The following is a 14,330-nucleotide window of genomic DNA, read 5'->3' as shown; positions in this document are numbered from 1 at the left end:
TTTCGCTTAATCGGCCGCGCCGTGGCGGCGCAGGCCGATGAAGATGACTTCCCTCATCGCGGCGGAAGCCGCCTCGGCATTCCGCTCGGCGATTGCGTCGACAATTCGTTCGTGGGCGGCGATGGTGAGCTCGCGCTCCCGCTCCTCGGTCGGCGCGCTCAGCCGGAACGACGCGCGCAACGCCGCCTCGATCACGGCGCCGATCGATCGCATGAAAGCGTTGGCCGAACTCGTCGCGATATCGAGATGCAACCGAAGATCGGCGTCGGCGAATTCAATTGAATCAGAAGCAAAGCTGCGCATCCTGGCGATGCTGTCGCGCAGCAGAACAATCGCATCATCCGCCCGGCGCACGGCGGCAAGGCCTGCAGCATACGGCTCCACGGCGAGGCGAATGTCGCCAAGATCGCGAAGAAACCGCTTGTCGATCCCGGCTTCGAGGTGCCAACCGAGCACGTCGGGATCGAACATGTTCCAGGCCGAGCGTTCCCTGACCCGCGTGCCGACGCCTGCCTTGGAGCTAAGCAATCCCTTGGCGGACAACGTCTTGACGCTTTCACGCAATACCGTGCGCGAGACATCGAACATGGCCGTCAGCTCCGCATCGCGCGGCAAACTGGCGCCTTCCGAATAGCGTCCGACGATGATGTCGATCCCGATCGTCCGGGTCACATCCAGCTGGCTGAAATGACCACGGCCCGGCGCAATCACGACCCGATCGGACCTCATGGCGGGTCTCGTGGAGTCATGGCTGGTTTCGCTCCCTGGTGTTGCGGATGGCCGTCCCGCCTCTTCGGGCAAGATCAGAGCTGGCGCGATCTCCCATGCCACAACGCTCGAGGCTTGTATAGGTTATTATCATATTAGTATGACTTTCTCCAGGGCAGGGAATCGATTTCAGAAATCTCCCCGCATGGACCGGAATGTTCGCCCCAGGGAACGCCGCCGGAGGTGGTCGGAAAGCTGGCGGAATCGCTGCGCGAAATCCTGGCTGAACCCGCGGTCCGCCAGCGCCTCGCCGAAATCGGCTTCGAAGCGCAGCGGCTTCCGCAGACGAGATTCGCCGAACACGTGGCGAACGACATTGAGCTTTAGGCCACGCTCACCATGGAAGCGGGCATCGTGCCTAGTAAACCGACAGTTTCGGTTACGACGCTAAACTTGGCAGATCGAGACCGTTGGTCCGGGCACATTCAATCGCGCTCTCATAGCCGGCATCGGCGTGACGCATGACCCCAGTCGCCGGGTCATTCCAAAGCACCCGCTCGATGCGGCGCGCAGCCTCCGGCGTTCCGTCGGCGACAATCACCATGCCGGCATGCTGGGAATAGCCGATGCCGACGCCGCCGCCGTGATGCAGCGAGACCCAGGTCGCTCCGCTGGCACAGTTAAGTAGCGCATTGAGCAGCGGCCAGTCGGACACCGCGTCCGAGCCATCGCGCATCGCTTCGGTTTCGCGGTTCGGGCTCGCCACCGAGCCGCTGTCGAGATGATCGCGACCGATCACGATCGGGGCCTTCAACTCGCCGCGCGCCACCATTTCATTGAACGCAAGGCCCAGCCGGTGACGGTCGCCGAGACCGACCCAGCAGATCCGCGCCGGCAGCCCCTGAAACTTGATCCGTGCCCGGGCCATATCGAGCCAGTTGTGCAGATGCTTGTCATCCGGCATCAGTTCCTTGACCTTGGCGTCGGTCCGGAAAATGTCCTCGGGATCGCCCGATAGCGCCGCCCACCGGAATGGTCCGATGCCGCGGCAGAACAGCGGCCGGATATAGGCCGGAACGAAGCCAGGGAAATCGAACGCATTTTTCAGTCCCATGTCCTTCGCCATCTGGCGGATATTGTTGCCGTAGTCGAGCGTGGGAATGCCCTGCGCATGAAAATCCAACATCGCCTGGACATGGCCGACCATCGAGGTCTTGGCTGCCGCTTCAACTGCTTTCGGATCGGCCTCGCGCCTCGACGCCCACTCCGCGAGCGTCCAGCCCTTTGGCAGGTAACCATTGATCGGATCGTGCGCGCTGGTCTGGTCGGTGACAATGTCGGGCCGCACACCGCGGCGCACCAGCTCGGGAAAAATATCGGCGGCATTGCCGAGCAGCCCGACCGAGACCGGCTTTTTGCTCTGCGCCGCCTCCGCCATGATCGCGAGCGCCTCGTCGAGCGTGCTGGCCTGCCGGTCGAGGTAACCGGTGCGCAGCCGCATTTCGATGCGGCTCGGCTGGCATTCGACCGCGAGCATCGATGCGCCGGCCATCGTTGCGGCGAGCGGCTGGGCGCCGCCCATGCCGCCGAGACCGGCCGTGAGGATCCATTTGCCGGCGAGGCTGCCGCCGTAATGCCGCCGTCCCACCTCGACGAACGTTTCATACGTCCCCTGCACGATGCCCTGGCTGCCGATGTAAATCCACGACCCGGCCGTCATCTGGCCGAACATCATCAAGCCCTGCTTGTCGAGCTCATTGAAGTGATCGAGCGTTGCCCAGTGCGGCACCAGGTTGGAGTTCGCGATCAGCACGCGCGGCGCATCAGGATGGGTGCGGAAAATTCCGACCGGCTTACCCGATTGGACGACCAGTGTCTGGTCGCCTTCGAGCTTGCGCAGTGACGCAACGATGCGGTCGAAACTGTCCCAGTCGCGGGCCGCGCGGCCAATGCCGCCATAGACGACGAGCTCGCTCGGCCGTTCGGCAACATCAGGATCGAGATTGTTCATCAGCATGCGCAGCGGCGCTTCAGTCAGCCAGCTCTTGGCACTGATCTCGGGCCCGCGCGGCGATCGGATGATGCGGTCGTTGTCCAGGCGGCGGTTCATGACAGCTGACCTTTCTCGGCCAATATTGGAAACGGGTTATCGTTGAGTACCGACATCGCGGCTGATGGCAATGTGCCGGCCGTGACCAGCGCCGTCGCCTTGGCAAGGTCGTCGGCCATGTAGCGATCATTACCCAGCGCCGGCACCTGCTCGCGCAAGGTTGCAATGACGGCGGCAAGCGCGGGGCTGGTCGTATGTGGCGCGCGCAGCCCGATGCCTTGCGCTGCCACCAGCAATTCGATGCCGAGAATGGTCGCCAGATTGTCCGCCATGTCGGACAGCCGCCGCGCGGCGTGCGCGGCCATCGAGACATGATCTTCCTGATTGGCGCTGGTCGGCGTCGAATCGATCGAGCATGCCGCGGCGCGCTGCTTGTTCTCGGCATAGAGCGCGGCCGCCGTCACTTCGGCAATCATGAAGCCGGAGTTGATGCCGGGTTCGGGAGTCAGGAACGGCGGCAGCCCAAAATTCAATGCGGGATCGACCAGCGTGGCGATGCGGCGTTCGCTGATCGCGCCGATCTCCGACAAGGCCAGCGCAATCTGGTCGGCGGCGAATGCGACCGGCTCGGCGTGAAAATTTCCACCCGAGACGATCTCTCCGCTCTCGACCAATACCAGCGGATTGTCGGTGACCGCGTTGGCCTCGATCGTCAACGTCCGGGCGGCCTGCATCAGGAGATCAAGCGCGGCGCCGGCCACTTGCGGCTGGCAGCGCAGGCAATACGGATCCTGCACGCGCTCGTCGCCTTCCAGATGCGAGTTCCTGATATCGCTGCCCTCCAGCAACGCGATCAGCGCCGCGCCGGCTGCGATCTGCCCGGCATGCCCGCGCAATTGCTGGATCTCCGAGCGAAACGGCGCCGTCGAAGCCATCGCGGCATCGACCGACAAGGCGCCGGTCACCAGCGTCGCGCAAAGCAGGCCGCGGGCCCGCAACAGCCCGGAAATGGCATAGGCCGTCGAAAATTGCGTGCCGTTGATCAAAGCGAGGCCTTCCTTCGGCCCGAGCGTCACCGGCTTGAGATCGGCGGCGGCGAGCGCATCAAGGCCCGGCACGACCTTGCCATCGATGAGCGCCTGCCCCTCGCCGATCATGACGGCCGTCATATGCGCCAGCGGCGCCAGGTCGCCGGACGCGCCGACCGATCCCTGTTGCGGCACCAGCGGATAAACGCCGCGGGCCAGCATGGCCTGCAGTTGCTCGATGATGTCGCGGCGGACGCCCGAAGCGCCGCGGCCCAATGAGACGATCTTCAGCGCCATCATCAGGCGCACGATCGGCTCGGGCGTCGGCGTCCCTACCCCACAGCAATGCGACACAATCAGGTTCCGCTGCAGCAGCGTCGTCTGGTCCGGAGCAATTCGTTTCGACGCCAGTTTTCCGAACCCGGTATTGATGCCATAGATCGGCGCTTCCGCCCCAGCGGCCTTCGCAACAATGACCGATGCCGCCTCGACGCGTGGCCAGAACGATGGATCGAGCACGACGGCCGCACCCGCAACCACTTGCGCCAGTTCGTCGAGACTAACTCTGCCGGGCGAAACAACAATGGATGCGACGCGGTCGCTCATCGCCCCCTCCAGACCCGGCTATGCAACGGGTTGAAGCCCATCCGGTAGACGAGCTCGGCCGGCCGCTCGATATTCCAGATCGCGAGATCGCACCATTTGCCGGCCTCGAGCGTACCGGTCTCACCGAGAACGCCGAGCGCCCGCGCCCCTTCGCGCGTCACACCGGCGAGGCATTCGGCAACATTCAACCTGAATAGCGTCGCGCCCATATTCATGGCCAGCAACAGCGACGTCAGCGGCGAACTGCCGGGATTGCAGTCGGTCCCCAGCGCCATGTGCACGCCGTGGGCGCGGAACAGTTCGACCGGCGGCTTGGTCGTCTCGCGGATGAAATAGAACGCACCCGGCAACAGTACAGCCACCGTGCCGGCCCGCGCCATCCCCGCGACGCCGGCTTCATCGGTGTACTCCAGATGATCGGCGGACAGCGCAGAGAATTCCGCAGCAAGCGCCGCCCCGCCAAGGTTCGACAACTGATCCGCATGCAGTTTGACCGGCAATCCCAGTGCGTTGGCCGCACGAAACACCCGCGCCGTTTGATCGCTCGAAAAAGCGATGCCTTCCATGAAGGCGTCCACGGCGTCGGCAACGCCGGCCTGCGCTACCGCCGGCAGCATCTCGCGGCAAACAAGCTCGATGTAGCGATCCTTGTCGCCATCGGCTTCCGGCGGCAGTGCATGCGCGCCGAGAAACGTGGTTCGGATGCTGACCGACCGCTTGCGGCCTACCGCACGCGCGGCTGACAGCTGTCGCATTTCGGTTTCGGTGTTGAGCCCGTAGCCGGATTTGATCTCGACCGTCGTGACGCCCTCGCCGATCAGCGCATCGAGCCGCGGCAGCGCGCCGGCAATGAGGTCCGCCTCACTGGAGGCCCGCGTCGCGGCGACCGTCGAGACGATGCCGCCACCCGCGAGCGCGATCTCTTCGTAGCTTGCGCCCTGCAGCCGCAGCTCGAACTCGTGCGCACGATTTCCACCGAACACCAGATGAGTATGACAATCGATCAGCCCGGGCGTGATCCACCGCCCCGCGCAATCGATCCGCTCGGTCGCATCGGCGTCAGATGGAAAATCGGGGCGGCTGCCTGCAAAGGCGATGCGGCCATCGCGTGCCGCGATCACGCCGTGCTCGATCACGCCGAGGCCGGCCAAATCCCCGCGAACGGTGGCGAGCCGGGCATTTTGCCAAATTCGATCGAAGCGCTCGGCCATGCAGCATTTCCCTCAAGGGCAGAAGCTTGACGGGGATATCGATATGTCTATACATATTATCGTGTTGGTGTTCTGTCCACCCGGTTTGGAAACATGTCCACTCTGCATTTTGGGTCAGCGCTGCTTCCCACGGGGTGGGCCGACGACGTGCAGGCGGTTGTGACCGATGGCATCATTACCAAGGTTACGGCCGGCACGGCGCCGCAAGCCGGCGACGAACGCCACCAACTGGCCATCCCCGGCATAGCGAGCCTGCACAGTCACGCGTTCCAGCGTGGCATGGCGGGGCTTGCCGAAGCACGCGGCGAGACCGCGGACACGTTCTGGACATGGCGAGAGACGATGTATCGTTTCGCGCTGGGCATGACGCCCGAGGACACCGAGGCCGTCGCAACGCTGCTCTATGTCGAGATGCTCGAGCAAGGTTTTACGCGCGTCGGAGAATTCCACTATCTGCATCATGCCCCCGATGGCGCACCCTACGCCAATCCCGCCGAGATGGCGACGCGAATTGCACACGCCGCCGAGATCACCGGCATCGGGCTGACGTTGCTGCCGAGTTTCTACGCACACGGCTCCTTTGGTGGCGCCGCGCCACATGCCGGCCAGCGCCGCTTCGTTTGCGCGATCGACCAGTTCGCCAAACTGATTACCGCCACAAGGTTGGCCGTCCGCGAATTGCCCGGGGCCAATGTCGGTATCGCTCCGCACAGCCTGCGCGCCGTGACGCCGGACGAATTGGCGGCCATCCTGCCGCTCGCAGAAGGCGGACCCATCCATATTCACGCCGCCGAACAGACCAGGGAAGTCGAGGAATGCATCGCCTGGTCGGGCCGGCGGCCGGTGGAGTGGCTGCTCGAACATGCGCCCGTCGATCGGCGCTGGTGCCTGATCCATGCGACGCATACCAGCGCGACCGAAATCGCCACGCTTGCCCGGAGCGGCACTGTCGCAGGCCTCTGCCCGATCACCGAGGCAAGCCTCGGCGACGGGATTTTTCCGGCCCGAGAATTCCTTGACGCCGGCGGCCGGTTCGGCGTCGGCACCGATTCCAATGTCCTGGTCGGCGTCGCCGACGAACTACGCCAGCTCGAATATGGCCAGCGGCTCAAACATCGCGAGCGCAATGTGCTCTCCGGCGGACCCGGCATCTCGACCGGTCGCGCGCTGCTCGACTCGGCGCTCGCCGGTGGCGCCCAAGCGCTGGCGCAGCCAATCGCCGGGCTGCAAGCAGGTGCACGCGCTGACATCGTAACGCTCGACACCGCGCATCCCTCGTTCGCCGGGCGCCGCAGGGATGCCGTCCTCGATGGCTGGATTTTCGCCGCCAATGCGGGTGTCATCGACTGTGTCTGGGCAGGCGGCAACAAGGTCGTCGAGGGCGGGCGCCATCGGCTTCGCCAGAAGGCGCGCGATACGTTCAATGCAGCAGTGCGAAGGCTCGTCGCATGAGCCTTTCGATCGAACGCGACAAGCCCCGGGCAACCGACAAGCCGACGCTGTACAAGCAAATCCGGCTCGATATCGAACGCCGCATCCTGACCGGCGAATGGCCGCCGGGCCACCGCATCCCGTTCGAACATGAACTTATGGCGCACTATGGCTGCGCGCGGATGACCGTGAGCAAGGCGCTGTCGGAACTGGCGCAAGCCGATCTCATCGAACGGCGGCGGCGGGCCGGCACCTTTGTGCGCCGTCCCAAATTCCTGTCAGCGGTCCTGACGATTCCTGATATCCGCGCGGAAATCACCGCGCTTGGCCGCAGCTATGGCTACCAATTGATCCAGTGTTCGCGCCGCGCCGGCAACGCCGCCGACCGCGCTCGCCTTGGGGTACGAAAGACCGGCAAGGTGATCGCGATTGCCTGCCGCCACAGCGCCGATGGCGTGCCGTTCGCGATCGAGGACAGATTGATTGATCTCGAGGCGGTCCCCGAAGCCGCTACGGCTGATTTTGCGATCGAGCCGCCCGGCACCTGGCTGCTCCACCACGTTCCATGGACGGAAGCCGAGCATTCGATCAGCGCCATCGTGGCAGACGACGAGGCCGCGGCCGCACTGGATATTACGGTCGGCGCGCCCTGCCTCGTGATCGACCGCCACACCTGGCGTAGCGCACGGACGCTGACAGCAGTGCGCCTGCTGTACCCGGGCGAGTCCCACAAACTGGTTGCCCGCTTCAAAGGCGGCTGAGGAATGCGCATGAGGTCCGGCACAGTTTATGCAACACTATGCGGCAGCACTCCCCGCGCGAAATGTGAAACAGACGAACGGAACGCAATCCATATACCGGCAAAGGAACACCATCATGCTTAGTTTTAGATTATTCGCCGCCACCGCCGCTCTCCTGGTTTCCGCACCAGCCGTCGCACAGGATGTCAAGGTCGGCATCGGTATCTCGGGATGGACCGGCTTTGCACCGCTCACGCTGGCAAACCAGGCGGGCATCTTCAAGAAGAACGGCCTCGATGTGACGATCAAGAAGATCCCGCAGAAGGACCGCCATCTGGCCATTGCGTCAGGTGACATCCAGTGCGCGGCGACCACGGTGGAGACCTGGATTTCCTGGAATGCCAATGGCGTGGCGACCAAGCAGATCTTCCAGCTCGACAAGAGCTACGGCGCCGATGGCATGGCAACGCGAAACGACGTGACGTCGATCAAGGACCTGAAGGGCAAGACCATCGCCGCGTCCGCACCCGGCACCGCTCCCTATTTCACCCTGGCCTGGATGCTCAAGAAAAACGGCCTCTCGGTCAAGGACGTGACCGTGGTCAACCTGGAGCCCGCCGCGGCCGCGCAGGCCTTCGTGGCCGGTCAGAACGATGCCGCCATGACCTACGAGCCTTACCTCTCGACGGTGCGGGCCGCGCCGGACAAGGGCAAGATCATCGCCACCACCCTCGACTACCCGATGATCATGGACACGTTCGGCTGCACGCCGAAATTCCTGACCGAGAATCCGAAGGCCGCGCAGGCGCTGGCCGACAGCTATTTCGAGGCGGTGGCCCTGATCGAAAAGGACAAGACCAAGTCTTACGAGATCATGGGGTCAGACGTGAAGCAGTCCGGTGAGCAGTTCGGCAATTCGGCAAAATATTTGCGCTGGCAGGACAAGGCCGCGAACCAGAAATTCTTCGCGGGCGAGTTCCAGGCGTTCACCAAGGAAGCTGGAGAGCTGCTGCTAGAGATCGGCATCATCAAATCGATCCCGAAGACCGACGACCTCTTTGACCCGAGCTTCATTAAGTAGACCGGCTCGGCGACGCACCGGTCCCGCTTCTGCATTTTTGGAAGCGGGACTTGCCGCGACCGGCGCCCTGCGCTTTGAGGAATATCCCCGTGATACGTCCGCTAGATCCTGTGACATCGAAGCAGCGCGTGGCCTACGGCTTTGCGTTCTTCGTCCTGTTCGTTGCGCTGTGGGGATGGGCAACGTTTGGCGGCTACGTATCCAAAACGTTTCTCGCCAACCCGCTGACCATGCTGCAGGAAGGCTGGGAACTACTGACCAAGCATGGCTTTCTGTTCGACATCGGCATGACGATATGGCGGGTGATCGGCGGCTTCGTGCTGGCGGCGATCATCGCGGTGCCGCTCGGCGTTCTCATGGGCGCTTACAAGCCGATCGAGGCTTTTCTCGAGCCGTTCGTCTCGTTCGCGCGCTACCTGCCCGCCTCGGCTTTCATTCCCCTGTTGATCCTGTGGGCCGGCATCGGCGAATTGCAAAAACTGCTGGTGATTTTTATCGGCTCGGTGTTCCAGATCATCCTGATGATCGCCGTGAATGTCGGCAACACGAGGCGCGATCTCGTTGAGGCCGCCTACACGCTGGGTGCCGGCGACAGCGGTATCATCCGCCGCGTGCTGCTGCCCTCGTCTGCCCCCGAAATCGCAGAAATCCTCCGGCTCGTTTTGGGTTGGGCGTGGACCTACGTCATCGTCGCCGAATTGATCGGTTCATCGTCGGGCATCGGCCACATGATCACCGACAGCCAGGCGCTGCTCAACACCGGCCAGATCATCTTCGGCATCATCGTCATCGGGTTGATCGGCCTCATCTCGGATTTCATGTTCAAGGCCTTCAACGCCTGGCTGTTTCCGTGGAGATTGGCGTGACCACGCTGAAGATCGATCAGGTCTCGCGCGTTTTCCCTGCACGCCAGGGCAATGCGCCGACGCGGGCGCTGGAACCGACCAATCTTGACGTCGGCAACAACGACTTCGTCACCATCCTCGGCCCGTCGGGCTGCGGAAAATCCACGCTGCTGCGCATCATCGCCGGACTTGACCGGCCGACCAGCGGCCGCGTCATTCTCGACGGACAGGAGGTCGCGGGCCCCGGCGCAGATCGCGGGATGGTGTTTCAATCGTACACCCTGTTCCCATGGCTGACGGTGCGGGAAAACATCGCGTTCGGCCTGCGCGAGCGCGGGATTTCCGAGGCGGAACGCGGCAAGATCGCCGATGGATTCATCCAGCGGGTCGGTTTGTCGGGCTTTGAAAATCACTGGCCGAAGCAACTCTCTGGCGGCATGCAGCAACGAACGGCGATCGCCCGTGCGCTGGCCAATGATCCCAAGATCCTGCTCCTCGACGAGCCCTTCGGCGCGCTGGATAACCAAACCCGTGTGCTGATGCAGGAAATGCTGCTCGGCATCTGGGAACGCGACCAGAAGACCGTGCTGTTCGTCACCCACGATATCGAGGAGGCCATCTTCCTCGGCAGCCGCGTCATCGTCATGAGCGCCCGCCCCGGCCGCATCAAGGCCGAGATCGCGATCGATCTTCCCCACCCGCGATCCTACAAGATCAAGACCGCGCCCGAATTCGTCCAGTTGAAGGAGCGGCTGGTGGAGGAGATCCGTGCCGAAGCATTGAAGGTTGCGGTTGACGCCTGACGAACGCTCGCCGCCCCGCTGATTTCCTGTCCCGGAGCAAGCAGTTCCAGTGCGGCGAGCCAGGCCTATTCTATCTTTGCATGGGGTTGTTTTCGAGATTTTGTGTTTGGGTCCGATATGGTCCCTTTCGTCCAGCCCAATGCCGGCGCAACCGTTTCGGCGACCAGCTCGATCGATCGCAGAATAAGGGGATGCGGCGGATCGATTGAATGCGCCTGAAACACAAGATCGGTCACCCGTTCCAATGTGCTGTCGGCACGGAGCGAGGCGATGACGTCGGCAGGCGTCCCGACATGGGTGTCGAATGCGGCGATCATGTCACTCAACGCCTCCCCCGGCGGGGCATGACCGGCTGCGATGAAGCTCGCGCGCGCGCGCCGCAGCCCGACGTCCGCCAGCCGCAGCGCTTCCTTGCGATCGTCGGCGGCAAACACGCTGCGCGATGCCATGATCCGGGGCTCGCGGCCCGGCGGCAGCGCGTCGAGGTAAGCGTCGATGATGGGATGCTGAATCTCGGCAAGCGACGCGTGGGGGGCTTCCCTTGACCGCGGCTGCGTTCGCGACAACAGCAAACCGTCGCCCGCCTTGCCGGCCCTCGCCCCGCCGCTCACCGAAAAGGTCGCCTGCCAGATCCGGTCGCACAATTGCGGTCTTGCTGGATAGAGTGTATCGCCGCCGGCAAGCGGCGCGCCGGCCAAGGCGTTGCGGACGATGTCGAGATTATCAGCAAAAATCTCCGCGCGCTGCGCACTGTCGAGCCCAAAGGCGGCAAAGGCCGACGGGTTTCCCCCGGTGCCGACACCCAGTTCAAAACGGCCATTCGACAACAGATCGAGGACCGCGGCGTCCTCCGCCACCCTTACAGGATTTTCGAGCGGCAGGGTAACGATACCGGTGCCGAGCCGAATGCGCGACGTCTGTGCCGCGACGAAGCCGAGAAAAGCAAAGGGCGCCGGAAGCCCGCCCTCACTCTCATGAAAATGGTGCTGGGCGATCCACGCGGAATCAAGGCCTGCTGTTTCCGCGTGGGCAATCTGCGCTGCCGCGAGGCGATATCGTTCCGCTGGAGTCGCGTCATCGAGAAGGCGCGTGAAAAATCCCAATCGCTTCAAATTTGACAGACGACTCATGACGCCCTTCGGAGACTGCAACGGAAACATATATGATCGAAGCCCAGCAGCCTCTTTTCGAACTTACGACATTGGCGAAGTAAGCCGACCTGACAAGTCTGCGCATGGAAAGCAGCACAGTCAAATCGGCGCGAGAAGCTTTATCAGGTCTCAATGCCGACGACACCGTCGATCAGATTGAGGCCCAGCAGGAATTCGGAGCTGAGGTGGGTGCGCACCAGTGGTTCGACGACAATACCGTGCGCCAGCAACGCTGCCTCGCTGCGGCGCGCTTCGACCGCCTGCCCGATCGATACCGCGGCGAATCTGAACTCCGCTCCCGGTCGCGCCTGCGCCAGCCGGCCAAGATCGGGACCGATGATGGTGGCAATCTTCGGATAGCCGCCGGTGGATTGACGATCGGCCATCAGCACGATCGGACGGCCGTCGCCCGGCACCTGGATCGCTCCCATGGCGATCCCGTCAGACACGATGTTGTAGCCACGCACGTGTGTCAGTTGGGGTCCGTCAAGGTAATACGCCATGCGATCGACCCTGGCGGAGACGGTCCAGGGTCCGGCGAGAAAGGCGGCGATCTGATCCGCGGCGAAGTAATCATGTTGGGGGCCAAGCACCACGCGAATGGTGTCGAGGGGACGGTCGAGCCACGGTGCCGCGATGGCGCCCAGCGATGGCTTCGAAGAGGCGGATCGTTCGATGGCGAGACAATCGCCCGCGGCGAGCGCGCGGCCATTCAGGCCGCCGAAGCCGGTGCGCGTGTGGGTGGCATGAGAGCCCAGCACCTTTGGCACGACGAAGCGTCCGGCCACCGCCAGATAGCACCAGGAGCCGCGAGCCCCGGCGCGAATTTTCAGCACGGCGCCTTGCTCCAGATTGAGAACCAACGCCGGCGGCAGCGGCCTGCCGTCGAGGCTCAGCGAGAATTCGCCGCCGGCGACGGCGACACTGAGCGGTCCGGTTTCGGCGGTCACTTCAAGTCCGCCGACGGACACCTCGATCGCGGTGGCGCCCGCGGCATTGCCGACAACAAGGTTTGCCGTGGCATGCGCCAGCGGTTCCATCGGGCCTGCAGCGGTGACCCCAAAGCGCAGATAGCCGTGTCGACCGCCATCTTGCAGCGTCGCACCCGGCCCGGCGGACAGGATGCGAAGGATCGCCTCCGAAGCGGCAGCCCTCATGCGGCACGCTTGCGGGCAACAATTTCGCCGCTCGCCGCCCGTCGCTCCAGAATCCAAAAGGTCTCCAGAGCGATCGGGTCGAACCGCAGGATATCGCCGGCCTGGATCAGAAACGCATCCTTGCGTTCCGCGGCGTAAAGACGCTCCGGAGTCCGGCCGATCACATACCAGCCGGTCGGCATCACGAACGGCGCAACTGTGCAGAGACCGCCGCCAATCAACACCGCGCCAGCCGGATGCGGTGGCCTCGGTGTCGCCCGGCGCGAGATCTTGAGTGGCTCCGGCACACCGCCGAGATAAGTCTGGCCCGGCGTGAAGCCACACATATAGACGCGATAGGTCGCCTCCACATGCAATGCGACCGCTTGGTCCCGCGTGAGACCGAGGATGTCAGCGGCCTCGTCGAGATCCTCGGCCAGCGCCGGGTCGTAACAACAGGGCAATGTCCAGGTGACGCCCTCGCCCCGCCTTCCGGCAAGACCCTTCGCCATACGGCGGACCATGGCGACCAGCGCTTCCCTGTCTATCTGCAGGGGATCATAATGGATCATGAGCGAGCGATACGTCGGCACGAATTCACGCGTTCCGGCCGGCGGATTGGCGCGCAACGCCGCATCGAGAGCCAGCACGCTGTCGTTGATCGCGGGATCGACCGTCTCGCCGAATTCGACGACGAGCGCGGCTTCTCCCGCATCCAGAAAACGTGGAACGGCTTGCAGCGTCATACCTTCATCGGCCTGAACGGCTTCAGCGTAACATCGGCCTGCTCCAGCCGCTCGCGCACGCGGGTGGCGGTCGCGACGGCATGGTCGGAATCGCCATGAACGCAAATCGAGCGGATCGGTGTCGGCAAGTGTTCGCCGCCTGCCGTGATCACCGCGCCGGCCTGCACCATCGCGAGCACGCGCGCGGCAGCTTCCTCCGCGCCTTCGATCATCGCGCCTGGTTGGCCGCGCCGGATCAATTGGCCGGTTTCGGTGTAGCCGCGATCGGCATAGATTTCCTGATAGATTTCGAGCCCGGCGGCTTCGCCGGCCGCGACCAGTTCCGTCACCGCGATGGCCAGCAACGCCAGGCTGGGGTCGACCGCCCGTACCGCCCGCGCGACGGCGTCGGCGACGTCACGTTCCTCGCAGGCGATGTTGCCGAGCGCGCCGTGGGTCTTCACATAGGTGATGCGATGGCCGCTGTAAGCCGCAAGCGCCATGGCGGCGCCGACCTGGTAGGCGACGAGCCGTTCGATCTCCCCGTTCGAGAACGGGAGACGGCGGCGACCAAAACCCCACAGATCCGGAAACCCGGGATGGGCGCCCACCGCGACGCCACGTTTGCGCGCAAGGGCAAAAGTCTGCGCCATCACCTCGGGATCGCCGGCATGAAGCCCGCAAGCCACGTTGGCGGAGGTGACGATGGACAGCATGGCCTCGTCATCACCGCAGCGATAAGTCCCAAACCCTTCGCCAAGATCGGAATTGAGATCAACGGTTGGCATGGCGGTCTCCTGGGCGGTGCGGTGTCC

The 14,330-nt window shown here is 63.8% G+C and carries 14 protein-coding genes; 6 read left to right on the top strand and 8 right to left on the bottom strand.

The window, feature by feature from the left end:
- Nucleotides 1-6 precede the first annotated feature (6 nt).
- Nucleotides 7-729, bottom strand: coding sequence for a FadR/GntR family transcriptional regulator (locus ACSQ84_RS02520; protein ID WP_436210065.1), 723 nt, complete (start codon nucleotides 727-729; stop codon nucleotides 7-9).
- A gap of 222 nt (nucleotides 730-951) precedes the next feature.
- Between ACSQ84_RS02520 and ACSQ84_RS02515 the strand changes: the two genes are divergently transcribed.
- Nucleotides 952-1,095 carry a hypothetical protein gene (locus tag ACSQ84_RS02515; protein WP_436210064.1) on the top strand — a complete coding sequence of 48 codons (144 nt, stop codon included), beginning with the start codon at nucleotides 952-954 and terminating at the stop codon, nucleotides 1,093-1,095.
- A gap of 52 nt (nucleotides 1,096-1,147) precedes the next feature.
- Here the strand turns inward: ACSQ84_RS02515 and hutU are convergent, their stop codons facing one another.
- The 3 genes from hutU to hutI are packed head-to-tail and all read right to left on the bottom strand — an operon-like array spanning nucleotide 1,148 to nucleotide 5,603.
- Nucleotides 1,148-2,818 carry a urocanate hydratase gene (gene hutU / locus ACSQ84_RS02510; protein WP_436210063.1) on the bottom strand — a complete coding sequence of 557 codons (1,671 nt, stop codon included), beginning with the start codon at nucleotides 2,816-2,818 and terminating at the stop codon, nucleotides 1,148-1,150.
- On the bottom strand, nucleotides 2,815-4,392 hold the full coding sequence (gene hutH, locus ACSQ84_RS02505) for a histidine ammonia-lyase (RefSeq protein ID WP_436210062.1): 1,578 nt from the start codon (nucleotides 4,390-4,392) through the stop codon (nucleotides 2,815-2,817). Before hutH ends, hutU begins: the two co-directional genes overlap by 4 nt.
- A complete protein-coding gene (gene hutI, locus ACSQ84_RS02500; protein ID WP_436210061.1) occupies nucleotides 4,389-5,603 on the bottom strand; it encodes an imidazolonepropionase in 1,215 nt (404 codons plus the stop codon). The genes hutH and hutI overlap by 4 nt, the downstream gene beginning before the upstream one ends.
- 93 nt (nucleotides 5,604-5,696) lie before the next feature.
- Here hutI and ACSQ84_RS02495 point away from each other — a divergent pair, with 93 nt between their 5' ends.
- The 5 genes from ACSQ84_RS02495 (at nucleotide 5,697) to ACSQ84_RS02475 (ending at nucleotide 10,503) form a co-directional block, all read left to right on the top strand.
- Nucleotides 5,697-7,055, top strand: coding sequence for a formimidoylglutamate deiminase (locus tag ACSQ84_RS02495; RefSeq protein ID WP_436210060.1), 1,359 nt, complete (start codon nucleotides 5,697-5,699; stop codon nucleotides 7,053-7,055).
- On the top strand, nucleotides 7,052-7,795 hold the full coding sequence (gene hutC / locus ACSQ84_RS02490) for a histidine utilization repressor (RefSeq protein WP_436210059.1): 744 nt from the start codon (nucleotides 7,052-7,054) through the stop codon (nucleotides 7,793-7,795). The genes ACSQ84_RS02495 and hutC overlap by 4 nt, the downstream gene beginning before the upstream one ends.
- A 115-nt stretch (nucleotides 7,796-7,910) precedes the next feature.
- Nucleotides 7,911-8,855 carry an ABC transporter substrate-binding protein gene (locus tag ACSQ84_RS02485; protein ID WP_436210058.1) on the top strand — a complete coding sequence of 315 codons (945 nt, stop codon included), beginning with the start codon at nucleotides 7,911-7,913 and terminating at the stop codon, nucleotides 8,853-8,855.
- A 92-nt stretch (nucleotides 8,856-8,947) separates the two neighbouring features.
- Nucleotides 8,948-9,721, top strand: coding sequence for an ABC transporter permease (locus tag ACSQ84_RS02480; RefSeq protein ID WP_436211152.1), 774 nt, complete (start codon nucleotides 8,948-8,950; stop codon nucleotides 9,719-9,721).
- Entirely contained in the window at nucleotides 9,718-10,503 is a 786-nt protein-coding gene (locus ACSQ84_RS02475) for an ABC transporter ATP-binding protein (RefSeq protein ID WP_436210057.1), read from the top strand. Before ACSQ84_RS02480 ends, ACSQ84_RS02475 begins: the two co-directional genes overlap by 4 nt.
- Nucleotides 10,504-10,568: 65 nt before the next feature.
- On the opposite strand, the gene ACSQ84_RS02470 is transcribed toward ACSQ84_RS02475, so the two are convergent.
- The 4 genes from ACSQ84_RS02470 to ACSQ84_RS02455 form a co-directional block, all read right to left on the bottom strand.
- On the bottom strand, nucleotides 10,569-11,633 hold the full coding sequence (locus ACSQ84_RS02470; RefSeq protein ID WP_436210056.1) for a putative FMN-dependent luciferase-like monooxygenase: 1,065 nt from the start codon (nucleotides 11,631-11,633) through the stop codon (nucleotides 10,569-10,571).
- 143 nt (nucleotides 11,634-11,776) lie between these two features.
- On the bottom strand, nucleotides 11,777-12,811 hold the full coding sequence (locus ACSQ84_RS02465) for a biotin-dependent carboxyltransferase family protein (protein WP_436210055.1): 1,035 nt from the start codon (nucleotides 12,809-12,811) through the stop codon (nucleotides 11,777-11,779).
- Nucleotides 12,808-13,536, bottom strand: coding sequence for a 5-oxoprolinase subunit B family protein (locus tag ACSQ84_RS02460; protein WP_436210054.1), 729 nt, complete (start codon nucleotides 13,534-13,536; stop codon nucleotides 12,808-12,810). The genes ACSQ84_RS02465 and ACSQ84_RS02460 overlap by 4 nt, the downstream gene beginning before the upstream one ends.
- Nucleotides 13,533-14,303 (bottom strand): 5-oxoprolinase subunit PxpA, encoded by a 771-nt coding sequence (locus tag ACSQ84_RS02455; RefSeq protein WP_436210053.1) that lies wholly within the window; start codon nucleotides 14,301-14,303, stop codon nucleotides 13,533-13,535. Before ACSQ84_RS02455 ends, ACSQ84_RS02460 begins: the two co-directional genes overlap by 4 nt.
- Between the last annotated feature and the right edge of the window lie 27 nt (nucleotides 14,304-14,330).

It is taken from the genome of Bradyrhizobium sp. LjRoot220 (assembly GCF_964252915.1).
Lineage (GTDB): Bacteria > Pseudomonadota > Alphaproteobacteria > Rhizobiales > Xanthobacteraceae > Bradyrhizobium.
Note: the sequence above shows the minus strand (reverse complement) of the source record. Positions and strands in the feature narration are given on the sequence as shown.

Bases quoted from the DNA above. Each gene is read 5' to 3' on its own strand.
- ACSQ84_RS02520 (WP_436210065.1), bottom strand. From the start codon at position 729: ATGAGGTCCGATCGGGTCGTGATTGCGCCGGGCCGTGGTCATTTCAGC.
- hutU (WP_436210063.1), bottom strand. From the start codon at position 2,818: ATGAACCGCCGCCTGGACAACGACCGCATCATCCGATCGCCGCGCGGG.
- hutH (WP_436210062.1), bottom strand. From the start codon at position 4,392: ATGAGCGACCGCGTCGCATCCATTGTTGTTTCGCCCGGCAGAGTTAGT.
- hutI (WP_436210061.1), bottom strand. From the start codon at position 5,603: ATGGCCGAGCGCTTCGATCGAATTTGGCAAAATGCCCGGCTCGCCACC.
- ACSQ84_RS02495 (WP_436210060.1), top strand. From the start codon at position 5,697: ATGTCCACTCTGCATTTTGGGTCAGCGCTGCTTCCCACGGGGTGGGCC.
- hutC (WP_436210059.1), top strand. From the start codon at position 7,052: ATGAGCCTTTCGATCGAACGCGACAAGCCCCGGGCAACCGACAAGCCG.
- ACSQ84_RS02485 (WP_436210058.1), top strand. From the start codon at position 7,911: ATGCTTAGTTTTAGATTATTCGCCGCCACCGCCGCTCTCCTGGTTTCC.
- ACSQ84_RS02470 (WP_436210056.1), bottom strand. From the start codon at position 11,633: ATGAGTCGTCTGTCAAATTTGAAGCGATTGGGATTTTTCACGCGCCTT.
- ACSQ84_RS02465 (WP_436210055.1), bottom strand. From the start codon at position 12,811: ATGAGGGCTGCCGCTTCGGAGGCGATCCTTCGCATCCTGTCCGCCGGG.
- ACSQ84_RS02460 (WP_436210054.1), bottom strand. From the start codon at position 13,536: ATGACGCTGCAAGCCGTTCCACGTTTTCTGGATGCGGGAGAAGCCGCG.
- ACSQ84_RS02455 (WP_436210053.1), bottom strand. From the start codon at position 14,303: ATGCCAACCGTTGATCTCAATTCCGATCTTGGCGAAGGGTTTGGGACT.